Source organism: Candidatus Steffania adelgidicola, from assembly GCF_020541225.1.
Taxonomy (GTDB): Bacteria; Pseudomonadota; Gammaproteobacteria; order Enterobacterales; family Enterobacteriaceae; genus Steffania; species Steffania adelgidicola.
The window spans coordinates 399581-414024 of the sequence record NZ_CP045889.1 but is presented as its reverse complement, the minus strand read 5'-3'; the positions used below and the strand labels follow the sequence as shown (position 1 = coordinate 414024).

Below are 14444 nucleotides of genomic sequence, written 5' to 3'. Positions count from 1 at the left end.
AGCTTATGTATAGTCGACTAAGAGCTACCTGTCTGGGGTACACATACCAAACAAATGAATCGAGGTTATATTTTTGACTCAGAAAAATATGTGATACGGAAATGTTTATTGCTATAGAGTTAAAGCAACGTTCTGTATTAAGGATAAATAACCCGATCATATTAAATTATTTAGTCAATAAAAAGATAGACAATAGATAGAACGACAAAACTTAAATTTACACATGCAGATCTCAGCGTTGAATGTTAAGACCATCCAAGTGAATAATTATTCAGTATTTTTAATACATGCAATTCGTAAACGGTAAAGTGACATTTTTCAATACCTTGCGATGCAAGTATGCTTTCTTTCTAAAAGCTAGTAAAGATTTAAAATTTTTCATTCACTTAGATGTGTTCACTTTCACTGCGTGTAAGTGGATGGATTTAACTGCCTTTAATTAAATCAATCGGAATAAAGACCCCAAGTAAATAAAAAAGTCTGTATTATTTTTGTACACATAATTCTTAGTCTATTTGCATGAGATCACAGTTTAATTACAGTAAACAGAATAACTCACATACACTATATCACTTATATTTAATCTTTTAGTAAGCTCTCTGTCTTTTTGCAAAGACCTTACTGCCCGCGGTAAATACACCCAGCAGTACAGGTTTCTTTAAGAGTGACACTACTTAATAGCGTCACTGTGGGTTTCAGATGTTGCCAAATCCATTTTGCTAGTACTTCACTAGTAGGATTTTCCAGCCCGGGAATATCATTTAAGTAATAATGATCAAGCCGTTTTAGAATTGGTTGAAAAGCGGATTTCAATTCGCCAAAATCCATAATCCATCCGGTCTTGGGATCGACTTCACCTGTCACTTCCAAACGTACTAAAAATGAATGTCCATGCAGTCGACCACATTTATGCTCCGCAAGAACATGCGGCAATCGATGGGCAGATTCAAAGGTAAAATCCTTATATAACGTACTAATCACGATTATTTCTCTAAAATATATTTTTCAAATTAAGCAGAAGGTTTGATTAATGCGATGCTAATATATTGTCACTGAGCACAACTGTTAAATCCACAAATGCTATTAACAGATCTACCTATTAATGCGCTTGACTACGTTTTCATACCATATAGATTACCGATTGATCTTTTATCATACATATATACTATAAGTAGACGGTCCATATAAAAATAGACATCTTTTTTGTATTTTTCTTGACTCATCTCACTTTCATTACGTTTAAAGTTAGAAACTATATATAGCAAAACAATTTATTAAAACTTGGCATAAAATAATAGGCCTATAGAACTTAAGATACCCACATCAGCATCATGTGATTTTTAGGGAGTGATAAAGTTAGAATATGAATTATCCCTCCAATTATCATTCCCCCAAGTCTGCTCCAGAATAAAAGAAGCTAGCGGACTAATTGGAAGAGAGCGTGTACAGCACTAATAAACCACGTGCCCAGTATGAAATACTAATGTCAGAACAGATATCACTTATTAAATAAGTCGTATGGTTTTTTAAATCATTTAATTTTATATCGATTCTTCCTAAGTTGCAATAGAAGATAAGTATATCCATATCATGTCATCGACATCCATTTAAGTAAATACTAATGGTTGTTTTTTCTAAAAATTCGCGATATCTCTATTCAAATTATATATATACTCTTCATTTTTAATATTGCGGTAAACTCTTAGTGTGAATTATATTCAATAGTCTAGAAAAAAGTAAAATCAATATTTTCATGTAGCGATATGTTTTATCAGGACTATAAAAATATTCGTAACTTTTACTATTCTCGCTTTTACCTCATGGGTAACGGTCGGTAGGAATAGCATAGATTATACAGATAAAAATATATACTGAGGTGAAACTAGCTATATGAGATCAGATGATGAATTTATAGCAGAAATTACAAGATAGATACGATTAATCGGGAGTCTCCTCTTTAAATCTACTATGGTATAACTTTTGCGATCTCCACTTTATTAAATCTATATTCCTGACTCCACGTCTATGTCATCAGCCATCTAAACCTGAACTGGATACGTTAGAATGCACGCATGGATCTACCACCATAAAATTATCAAAAGGAAAATAATACACTTTCGCAGAACTACTGAAAAGATTGTCTAAATACGAGATCATGTTATTTGTAACATATAAGAAATATAGCCACGATCTGCAATATAATTTCATTTTTCTCACTGATAAATAATGAATCTAAAAACTCTATAACACTTATCTTAACTAGAAATCAGCGCATAACTTGTGCATAGAGTTCAACTCTACTCTTAATTACTTATCGTTACTATGCTATCTAAACAACAAATTTTATTTATTCTTCTAAAAATAGAGAAGATATCGATTACTCAGGCATTTTTCCAAGTAACTATGAAAACATGGAGAAAGGAAAATCTATATAATGATCAGGGATCCTATAGATAAAGAGTAAGAACTGCTTGTTTGACAAAATCGTGCTGTAAACAAAGTAGATGCTCATAAGAAAAATCAGTATCAATCACCCTAACATTACTGGGACATTTACTTAGGTAGAGCACATCTCTCAATATTCATTCTTAATCTTCCAAGAATGAAGTCGCGTTGCTATATATAAAAAATATACCCTAGTCATACAGCGAGGTGACTCTAGTTTACATATCTAGATCTAACGTCTTAGTTACACAAGTATCTTTTTTAAAATCAGAAACGATACACGCCAAGAGTCTTAGATGGTATACAACTACTTACTATTATCAACTGTTCTCATTCAAGACCGATTAAGTTTTATTTAAATAAAAGAGAGGTGGTTCATGTCTTCTAATATAACAAAAGTAAAAAAAGCTGTAATCCCAGTAGCAGGATTGGGTACACGCATGTTACCGGCAACGAAAGCAATCCCAAAGGAAATGCTCCCTCTGGTAGATAAGCCTTTGATTCAGTATGTGGTAAATGAATGTATCAATGCAGGAATTAATGAGATTATCCTGGTTACTCATTCTTCCAAGAACTCTATTGAAAATCATTTTGATACTAGTTTTGAACTAGAAGCGATACTGGAAAAACGCGTAAAACGCCAGCTATTAGCAGAAATCCAGGCGATTTGTCCTCCCCATGTCACTATAATGCAAATCCGGCAAGGGCTAGCCAAAGGATTAGGTCACGCGGTATTGTGCGCACACCCGTTAGTGGGTGACAAACCGGTGGCGATAGTGCTTCCTGATGTGATTATTGATGAATATCAATCCAATCCAAAAACAGAAAATCTAGCTGCTATGCTAAAACGTTTTGAAAATACTGGTCATAGTCAGATTTTAGTTGAACCTGTAGAGGATGTCACGAGCTACGGTGTAGTGGATTGCCTAGGTAAACAGCTCAAACCAGGTGAAAGCGTAGCAATGGTTGGAGTTATCGAAAAACCGGTGGCAGAAAAGGCACCGTCTAATTTATCCATCGTTGGTCGCTATGTACTTTCTTCTGATATTTGGACGCTTTTAGAAAAAACCCTGCCGGGTGCCGGAAATGAAATTCAACTAACAGATTCCATTGCCATGCTGATGGACAAAGAAACTGTGGAGGCGTACCACCTAAAGGGGGTGAGTCATGATTGTGGTAACAAACTAGGTTACATGCAGGCGTTTGTTGAATATGGCCTGCGTCATGAACATCTTGGCAAACAATTCAAAACATGGTTAAAAGAACTCATCACACCATAAAGTATTGAAGTTTTGTTGAGTATATCTTACATAGAAACCAGGATCTTATAACATGAAAGTGACCATTTTTGGTATTGGCTATGTCGGCTTAGTACAGGCTGCGGTTTTAGCCGAAGTTGGACATGATGTGTTGTGCATTGACGTGGATAAGTACAAAGTTGAAAATCTGAAAAAAGGAGTGATTCCTATTTTTGAACCAGGGTTAACGGCACTGGTACAACAGAACTACACAGCCAAGCGCTTAAACTTTAGTACAGATGCCCAAACCGGCGTCAGCCATGGCGTCATACAGTTTATTGCAGTTGGTACACCGCCAGATGAAGACGGGGCAGCAGATTTAAAATATGTTACTGCGGTAGCCAGCACGATCGCCCAGCATATGAACGATTACAAAATTGTGCTAAATAAATCCACCGTGCCAGTAGGCACCGCGGACAAAGTCCGTGAAATCATGAAGAAAACGCTAAAAAGTCGCAATAGCACATTAACTTTTGATGTTGTATCCAACCCTGAGTTTTTAAAAGAGGGAACTGCGGTAAATGACTGTATGAGTCCTGAGCGCATTGTCATAGGTAGCGATAATGAAGATGTACTGGAGTTACTTCATGAGCTGTATAAGCCTTTCAACCACAATCACAACAAGATAATACTAATGGATATTCGTAGTGCCGAACTGACAAAATATGCTGCTAACTGTATGCTGGCAACAAAAATCAGCTTTATGAATGAAATTTCAAATCTAGCTGAACTACTAGGTGCAGATGTGGAAAAAGTGCGGCAAGGAATAGGCGCTGATTTTCGTATCGGATATAGTTTTATTTACCCTGGGTGCGGGTACGGTGGTTCTTGCTTCCCGAAAGATATCCAAGCTCTTATTCGCACTGCCGAACAGATAGGTTATCAACCTAAACTTCTACAAGCTGTGGAAGACGTGAACTATCAGCAAAAAGATAAATTACCCACGTTTATTCAGCGCCATTTTGGAAATGATTTAAGCGGTAAAACTTTTGCATTATGGGGATTATCATTTAAACCTAATACAGACGACATGCGCGAAGCATCAAGCCGTCTGTTAATGGAGGCGCTGTGGCAAGCCGGTACGACTATTCAGGCTTTTGATCCTGAAGCCATGCATGAAACACAACGCATTTACGGACATCGTTCTGACTTAAAATTGATGGGTACTAAAGAAGCTGCGCTAAAAGGCGCCGATGCGTTGGTTATCTGCACCGAATGGCAGAACTTCCGCGCACCAGATTTTGATGTTATTAAAGCGTTTTTAAAACAACCCATTATCTTTGATGGGCGTAACTTATATGATCCAGAACATCTCGCTCATCGTGGATTTATTTATTACGGTATCGGTCGAGGTGCTTCAATTACTTCTCGGTCGTAATTTATATCGATAGAATTGAATACGATTTTTATATCTTTTTTACCGTTTTATAATAGATGCCTGTATGAATAAGATATTTAAGAATAATCATGTAAATCTAAGGCACAGGATTCTATCTGCTAAGTGTATTGTTTTTGCTTAATGTAAGACATTTTTACATTTAAAACGGTTTTTAGTATGATCTTCTAGATTTAAAGATGATTTTATTGAACTGACTTAACCATACAATCTAATATACTTAAAAGCACTCTCAGAAGGACATCTACTTTATAAGCAGATGACTACTTTAGTAATATAATGAAGGATAAAATGTCATGATAATTTATCTTCATAACTAGGCAATCAATACTCTAAAATCAAAACCAGATATTAGATCAATTATAAGACCATATTCACTCTAAATTAACAATATGCCCTATCTAAACTGATCATCTATTAATTCTAAGACATCATATTATTTAAAATGATAAAAATACTTCTATCTTTATAAAAGACTTAGAATTATATGTTTAAAACACTTTGTCTTCTTCATAAAACCTCGTGGAGAGTTTAATGCCTATAACTATATCCTGTCGGATGTTAATGAAGTTGATAGTAAATAGTAGGTTTATATAAAATAAGGTAGATCACACGAAAAGCTCCCAGCATGACTCAAGCGCATCAACTTAATTATATCTAATTAATTAATTTACATTGGTATTTTTAAGATCTTATATGCCTTATCTAACGGAAATTATAGAAAATCACCGCCACCTAACACATGGCGATATCGACGCCTTTACGATTACTCTCTAATCAATAGGTAAGCACTCCTAATAAATAGAAAATTGCTGAGGGGTGAGATAATTAAAATTATTGGAAGAGAATATTGAAAGGATTGAAGTACACTACCTATGTTTATCCTAAAAATAATAAAATTGTTGAAATTATTTTCACCTATCTCAAGACTAAATCTAGTTGCATTTTACAACTGTTGAATAAATACCCATCATGTTCTCAAAAACTTTTCAGGGGAACCATCCAATCTATCAAGTACAAAGAAAATTAATTTGTCCATATATGATTGTGATATCCCTAACTAAAAATAATATGACGTACTAAATAAAGTTTTTGCTTAAATATTTAATCTCTATGTTATCATGTTAACCTTCATTGCTCCCGCCCTAATTCATACAGGACATATCTTTCTAAATTAGAAAAATATAGACGTAATGAAACATCTTCTCCCCTACTGACATACTTGAGTATATCAAGTACAATTTTATACATACCTAATGTGAGCTTATAAAACTACCTTATCATTAGAACATATCATAAAACTCGGTAGTTTTTTATCTGTCTTCATACAATAAAACTAGCTTTAATATAAAAAATATTGAGCGATTTATACCATCTCATCTCGCAATGCCTATCTATCGGATACTAAAAATCCCATAGATAGCAAGTTATAAACTGTATCTTTTAGCGGTAAAAATATGCTACTATGGAAAACTAAATTATATATATAACCTTATATCAAGCACTGTCTGAGTACAGATACATTATCTGAAAACCAAGGATATTATCCACTAACTTAATAAATGAATTAAAGATATGCTAAAAAACTCTTTTCATTCTAACATAATAGATTATTATAATGTATTTGACTACACTATTGGGTATTCTCTCAATTAATCTTAGCAACTAAAAAACGATGACTATCTAGAAAAAATGGATATAAAATTCAATATAAATTTATCTACAATAAACCATGCACCACCTCCCGAAACAGGATATCCATATACCTCTTATTTAAAATGCAACTGATGATTTTTAGCGTTTTTCATCATCGATGCAACTACTCTATAAAATGATACATGCTCTGTTACTTGTACAATACCAGAGAAAAAGTACGCTATTGACTATCATGGGATGAAGATTATTTCCAGAAATCATCAAATACCGTCACTGGTAGATAACGTTTATGCTTGGTCTTCTCATACCATTTTTCAATAATATCAGATGAGGCAGATTCAATAATTTTACCCTCTAAATAGTCATCAATCATTTCGTAAGTAACACCCAAAACTGTTTCATCTGGTAACAAAGCATGTTCTTCTTCTAGATCAGCTGTCGGCGTTTTTTGATAAAGATGCTGAGGACAGCCAAGATATTGCAATATAGCACGCCCTTGCCGTTTATTTAAACGAAAAATAGGATTAATATCAGTAGCACCATCTCCGTATTTAGTGAAAAAACCGGTTACCGCCTCTGCTGCGTGGTCAGTACCCACCACTAGTCCCGAGGTTATTGCGGCAATGCTGTATTGTACTTTCATGCGTTCACGCGCTTTTTCATTACCTTTTATATAATCACTTAATATAATGCCTGTTTGTCGTAAGGTAACCTCGCTAGCCTCAATAGCATTTTTAATATTAACCCTGACTGTACGGTCAGGGTTAATAAACGTAATTACGTCCCGACAATCAACTTCATCTTTCTGTTCACCATAGGGTAGACGAACAGCAATAAATGCATAATTACTTACCCCTATTTCCTGCCGGAGCTCCGTGATGGCCTGCTGAGAAATCTTGCCTGTGAGCGTAGAATCCTGACCGCCGCTAATACCAAGCACGAGAGATCGTATAAAGGTATGCTTTTTTAGGTAAGATTTAAGAAAATTTACGCTTACTCGAAATTCAACCGCCGGATCAATGGTTGGTTTTACATGAAGCGCCGCTATAATCTCCTGCTGTATTGTCATTTTTCTCTCCTGAGGTCTAAAACTTAAGGACAGCTCAAACGTCGCAATGACAGTACGTTATCTATAAAAAAAAGATAGAATAATATTTTTTCGAAAATTTAAATTTATCTATATACCTATCTTTGCAAGAGTGGGATGAATGTTTGCATCGCTACAACGCATTGAAGAAATATATGCTGATAGTAGCAGATATACAGATAGATAATATTTTCTACCTATTAATTAAAATCATTAAATTATTCTAAAATACCTTCCGGTATATATACTATATATATAAGATTAAACAACTGGTATTATGTGAATGCTAACGTGAATACAGATTCATCGATGTCTTAAAGTTGCGCTTTGATTTTATAGCGTGCATATAATTCTCATATAGTGATACATCATCATGATAGTTTTCAGTCTCTTCTATTCCTTAATGGAGAGAGTCTTCTATAGAAGACTAATAGGTGATATTAATAAAATAAACAGGGAAATACAATCTATACCTACTCTGATAAATGTCATCATACATGTTGATTAAATGTCTTAACTAACAGTTAACATCTTAATTTTCTGGTTAATGCGAGGATTAAGACCATATTTCAACGATTTTATAGTCGCATAGCGAATTTTATTAAAACTTTTACTATTGGAATAGTACTAAAAATCCGTAGATCAAAAAAAACGAAAAAGAAAACGACGTAAAACTGTAAGTTACTCCATGTTGCCATTATTTGACAAAACACATACTGGCTCTCGAGAAACTAGTTGTTAATACGAGTCTATTATTCTTCCATTAAACTTCACCTATTAGTCGCTATCTTAGATTGTACTTTGATTAGTTATCAAAAAAAAATTATTGAAAATAAAATAACACCATGGCAAATATTCAAACAAGTTAATCCACTCTAGTTTATAGACTGCTAATCGCCTTTAGTAGACAAGATCAAATCTTCCTACACAATGAAAAATCAATGTAGTTCTCATCGTACAATATACTTATATTAAATCTCACACTTCCTGTACATAGTCTAACTTCCATCAAAAAGATAAGGTATGTAAAGATGAAAAAACAGATGACATTGAAAATGAATCATGGATTAATACTTTATTAAACTCAAAAGTACTCAGTAAACGCTGCTAGAAACTGATTCGCATTCCATATACGTGTCATAGATATACTAATTACAATATGAGGGCTAAGCGTGCTCCTTGCCAAGCTAAAAACAACCCTACTTAAAGTCAATCTTAGATTCACAAGAATACAGCCTATCTCGAAACACCATGTAAGCACGCTGAAATACATTTTTTTTGGTGATTTAAACAAATTTTTCTACCTTAGATAAGGAAAAAATATAAATTTATTCATTAGCACAATAAAAAAATCGTTAGAATTACATCGACTATCTGATGATAAGTTAGCTTTATCCAGATAAAGGTAGTTCTTGCTCAATCGGATGATATAGACCCATAAAAGAACTTAGAAATAGTTTCTAAATCTAATAGGTACAACAGATAAGAAATTAACATAAAAAACTTAGTATAATTAATTCCAAAACAGAGGAGTCTTCGACTTCAGTCGTTAACAAAATCGAAAATAATATTGACAGTTACCCTATTTCAGGTAAAACAAAATACATAAAATGAATATAATCCTTATGTTTAATACTACTCACTGATTAACGTCATTATTAACGGAATTATTAGATCTAGAAGGGTTCTCTATCTAAATCGCACATGATGGGGAATGAGCAAAACCCATAAAACAGTTATAATAACTTATTGATTTTAATGTTATTATATCTCATTATCCCTCGAGTTAGGGACGGATTATTATTTACCTCAACCCTAGAACGATCGTGATTAATAACAAATATTCGAGCAGTGTTACGTCGTGCATAGTGGTGGGGCAACAACAGCATAGTAAGTTGAAGACGCCAGTGCTTGAAGCAGATTTCCTACGCCAAAAACTAGGTTAGCATGAGTCATGCTGACACAACTCTCCTCTTAAATTTACTCCTACTGAGTTTGCTTTGCTATATGTGCAAGCACAGTATATAGGTCAGGTTCTATCGCGTGAATATTTAATCCATAGATAGTCTTACTTGGAAAAAATCAACGCCATTCTATCGGGCTGTAGATATGTATATTTCGAGTATGCGGCATAGGTTGCCGAAAGGCAAAAATGGGCATCCATAGTTTAAAATATTGTGGGGACAAAGTTATTTCATGGTATCCATCTAATGGTTAATAGATTATCTTTATATATTTTTATTGCCTTATGGTTAACTCTAGTAACAGTGCTCCTGTTACTACTTCTGGTCGCTACACTAAACTCTAGTGGAAAACAACAAAGTTGATTAATGGTGAGCAGTCTCAAGGTATGCTTGTACAACAGCATACATAAGCAGAGTTAATGACTTTGTCAGATGATGATTTAATGTGGTGGCAGCGGCTATTTGTAGCTATTGATAAACTCGTTTTCCCCGTCTAGCATGTAATTTTAGTCACCAAGAAAGGGTAGGATATCAGCACCCAATAAAACAAAATGAAAATCATCTATATTTTTATTGGCCAATTAAATAATACTGCTTGCCATCTTCAGAAAAAACGATATGGCGCTCAAAACTAGTAGGCCCCTTGATAATTCCAGACAGCGTGAAGAATTATCCGGTTTACCCAATCCATCCAATTGAGGGTATTCAATCGGATTTTATCAACCTACCATACAATAATCGCTCGATACTATTATTTATCGTCGTCATACTTCTTAGTATTCTTCTTCCATGATAGGAAATCTCGAGCCTAGCTAAACCAGCTTGAAAACTATAATAAACTGCAATGAAGTGGCGTCTGGAAATATTCAACAGCATTCTAAAATTAACACAAGACCTCAAGAATTTTAATCTACCGGTGTCAGTTTCAATTAGATGGTCAGTGTAATAGTGAAAATGATAACAACTCAGCAACATTTTCTTTCCGATATTTCTTATGAACTCCGTACACCTCTTACCCAATTGCAGTTGGCTACTGCACTGATATGAGACATCGGCATGGTGAAGAATGTAAACTTGCGCGTATTGAAACGGAATTACAGCGGATTAATAGAATGATTAAGGGTTTACTAGTTCTATCTTAAAATCATCATAAAGATATACTATCGGAAGAAATCTACCGAGCTAACGATTTAGGGTTAGAGGTACTTAATAATCTCCAATTTGAAGTAGAACAAACAAGAAAAATTCTAGAGGTTGCCTCGCTACCAAACAACTTAACGCTATTAGATAACGCTACCGCGCTGAACAGCGCCCTAGAAAATACCACTCAAAATACCCTAACTTATTCAAATCATCAGATAATTATAATGTTTAGTACTGATCATAATAGAATTACCACCGCTATAGACGATGATGGTTCCGGTCTCTATCCAGAGACCTACAAAAAATTGCGATCATTACACTTCCTAAGTTTAGCGGAAGTGGGCTGAGACTATCGATTATCGAAAGTACAAGAATTCCGCAACCTAGGATCAATAAGAACCAAGAATAGTCCGCTTGGCGGGACTACGGCTGATTATCTGATTTCCTCGATTACTTTAGTACAAAACAGTACTGGTCATGGATGAGATTTTATCTCGACGGACAGGGAACCTTACCAATTTTTAATATTATAGGACAGGAGGTACCCTAGAGAAAACATTTTCTATTCATAGTTGTGATAAAAATCTTTTTTCTATAAAACATTTATATATCTATAAAATAGATGGGTCTCCTTCTATTTAAAGAATTTATTTTTACTTACTAAATAAGTCGCCGACTCTTATAACATTGCTACGCCTCAATCTATATTTAAAATTGTGTACTTTTTCCAATGGTGTACTCAACGTTTGATTACACTATAATATCAACTCTTTTCACTTAATCTTTTCCATAAAAGATACAAGATCTATAGAAAAAACATGATCATCGCTCACCCTACTATTCCAGAATAGGAAGCGTGTAAAAATCAGAGCGTTATTGCTTTATATACCTCATGAATCTATATCTACATTTCTCTAAATCTTATAGGATCTTGGCGGAGGATTTCTAAAAAGCTTTAAACATCATAGTGATAATAATCTTAAGTCTATTGCTAGCTCTTTAGACATGTTAGTATCTAGTACATCCATTGGCAAAGAATTAACTTTCAATGTTTTAAAACGCTATGCGGGGTCATTTGTAGGTAAATGTAAAGTACCTTTTAGAGATGGTATTTAAAACTTCATAATACTCTTTTTTCTATAAAAATGTAATTTAGTTACATAAGTACTACAGTCAAAATTTACAAAGGATTGCTAATCCTTCACCCAGACTTTATCAATGCCATACATCAATACGCTCTTTTTGAGCTGAGCACGCACTCCGCCGAGTGATTAATGTTCCAGTCGATATCACTTTATATATAACTTTCATGGTTAACTTAAAGATGAAAGGTATAAAATATGTGCTTTAAAACTATTTTCATCATCTTGATCAAGCATATAAGTTCACACCGGAGCGATTTATTTTACTCTACAATAGGATCTATAAGAAATTGCTAAGCTATTCAAGCTTCTCATTTAATTAAAGAGTGCGATGCCTATCTGGTAGATAATGGAATCTCCCGTTTTTAACGTTTCTTAAAATGAGAAAACAACCCCCTCTAATTATAGAGGGATTATCTCGATACTCAGGCATCTTGCAGAGATAAGCCCTGCTGCTCTTAGGTATAGATAAAACGTGAAGCGGCTTCATCCCAGTTTACTACATTCCAAAATGATTTAATGTAGTCTAAGCGTCGGTTCTGATATTTCAGATAATAAGCATGCTCCCAAATATCTAACCCTAGAATTGGGTAGCCAGAAGTTCCAGATATTGCTTTTCCCATTAAGGGGCTATCCTGGTTAACGGTAGATACTACAGCTAATATCTCATCTTTTTTTACAAGCCATACCCAACCGGAACCGAAATGAGTCGCAGCAGCTTTCTCAAACACCACTTTGAAAGTGTCAACACTGCCAAAATCACGCTCAATAGCATTTTTTAATTCACCTTGAAGGACAGTACCTTGTTTTAAAATTTTCCAAAAGAAACTATGATTCGCATGACCACCAGCGTTGTTACGCACTATGTTTTTTTTATCTAAAGGAACCTGGTCTAGTTTTTGAATAAGATCTTCAACTGGAAGATTCGCAAATACTGGCAAGCTTTTCAAAGTATCGTTGGTATTGTTGATATAAGTTTGATGGTGTTTAGCATGATGAATTTCCATGGTTTCTTTATCGAAATATGGTTCTAAAGCATCATAGGCATAAGACAGAGCTGGTAGCATAAAAGTCACAATAATTTCTCCATGTTGTATTAAAGTGGTTCCTTTAAAATATATCTAACATATCGCGTCAAGATACTGCTGATTATGTGAATAAATATTAATGGATATAAACACTCCATGAAAAATAGAGTGTAGCCATTATTCCACAATATCAAATTGTATGGTAATATTTTTACTACGTTAAACGGCCAGTCCGTGACTTTATTAATGTTTTTAACGCTGAATTTCCAACGTTCATCTGTTAAGTGAAACACAACTTAAACAAGCTGCAGCGCTTTCTTATATTTTTCATTAATAACAGCCTGGATTATTAGACTGGAATGAATACTTTGCTACCCAATACTGTTATTGACAAGATTTTTATCCAGTTTGCTATAGTCTATTATGGCAATAATATCTATTATACATTTAAAGATGTATATTTGCATTCCATTTTTGCCTGACCACCTCACGCCTTCTAAGACAAGATTCTTTGCTTATATTATATATCGAAGAAGTATGTTAAATATTGTTAAATTTTAATCACCTCGAAATGCTTTCTTATTTTTAAATATTCATAATTCGATTTAGGTTCATTATCTAATATGCTTAGCACCTTATTTTAAAAGAAGCTAGATACTTAGAAAGTGATACACTTGAGCACAACACATCATAATAATACATCTCTATATAACTAGACAACGATCCCGTTTAAACTTAAAGAGCAGTTAGAAGCCACAAGTCTTCATGTTTTTTTTGGAATAAAATTCCGCGTGATTTGAATTAACTATTTATGATTCATGGCAATATAGTGATATTAATAATTAAGATTTCATGTTTTATAAGTACCCAGTAATATAGATTGAGTAAATCATCTTGTGGTTCTCTAAAAATAAGCGACTCTTATGATCCCTGAAACAAGAAATAGGAGATGTACAAAAAAATAAAATAAAAAAATACTAAATCAATAGCAAAAACACTAAAATATTATATTTTCCGTCGTTTACATGAAAATTTTAAAGTCAAGCATAGTACTTCACTTTCTTTTAATTACTGGTTTATACAAAGCATATCCATCTATACTACAACCATTTTATATGGACTCTAGGTCCATATCAGATACGTTTTTACTTAACACATCTACAATCTTTAACTACACCTAAGCAATAGATTAACCAATCTAAAATTAAAAAAGATCTCAAATAATATAACGAGGTTTACTAACAGTAACTGAGTGCGAACTTTACTATTTCGAATTAAGGTTACT

Annotated in this window: 5 protein-coding genes; 2 read left to right on the top strand and 3 right to left on the bottom strand. The window is 33.9% G+C overall.

Going from position 1 to position 14444, the window contains the following annotated elements; genetic code table 11:
• Positions 1 to 618: 618 nt before the first annotated feature.
• Positions 619 to 981: a 6-carboxytetrahydropterin synthase QueD gene (gene queD, locus GFK82_RS01055; RefSeq protein WP_420885616.1), complete on the bottom strand. Its 363-nt coding sequence runs from the start codon at positions 979 to 981 to the stop codon at positions 619 to 621.
• A 1841-nt stretch (positions 982 to 2822) separates the two neighbouring features.
• Here queD and galU point away from each other — a divergent pair.
• On the top strand, positions 2823 to 3725 hold the full coding sequence (gene galU, locus GFK82_RS01050; protein ID WP_226811082.1) for a UTP--glucose-1-phosphate uridylyltransferase GalU: 903 nt from the start codon (positions 2823 to 2825) through the stop codon (positions 3723 to 3725).
• A 52-nt stretch (positions 3726 to 3777) separates the two neighbouring features.
• Positions 3778 to 5121 (top strand): UDP-glucose dehydrogenase family protein, encoded by a 1344-nt coding sequence (locus GFK82_RS01045; protein ID WP_226811081.1) that lies wholly within the window; start codon positions 3778 to 3780, stop codon positions 5119 to 5121.
• A 1918-nt stretch (positions 5122 to 7039) separates the two neighbouring features.
• Here the strand turns inward: GFK82_RS01045 and nadE are convergent.
• Positions 7040 to 7864 (bottom strand): ammonia-dependent NAD(+) synthetase, encoded by an 825-nt coding sequence (gene nadE, locus GFK82_RS01040; RefSeq protein WP_226811080.1) that lies wholly within the window; start codon positions 7862 to 7864, stop codon positions 7040 to 7042.
• A gap of 4725 nt (positions 7865 to 12589) precedes the next feature.
• Positions 12590 to 13198, bottom strand: coding sequence for a superoxide dismutase [Mn] (gene sodA, locus GFK82_RS01035; protein ID WP_420885617.1), 609 nt, complete (start codon positions 13196 to 13198; stop codon positions 12590 to 12592).
• Positions 13199 to 14444 lie beyond the last annotated feature (1246 nt).

Coding starts and splice junctions, on each gene's coding strand:
- galU (WP_226811082.1), top strand. CDS start 2,823: ATGTCTTCTAATATAACAAAAGTAAAAAAAGCTGTAATCCCAGTAGCA.
- GFK82_RS01045 (WP_226811081.1), top strand. CDS start 3,778: ATGAAAGTGACCATTTTTGGTATTGGCTATGTCGGCTTAGTACAGGCT.
- nadE (WP_226811080.1), bottom strand. CDS start 7,864: ATGACAATACAGCAGGAGATTATAGCGGCGCTTCATGTAAAACCAACC.
- sodA (WP_420885617.1), bottom strand. CDS start 13,198: ATGCTACCAGCTCTGTCTTATGCCTATGATGCTTTAGAACCATATTTC.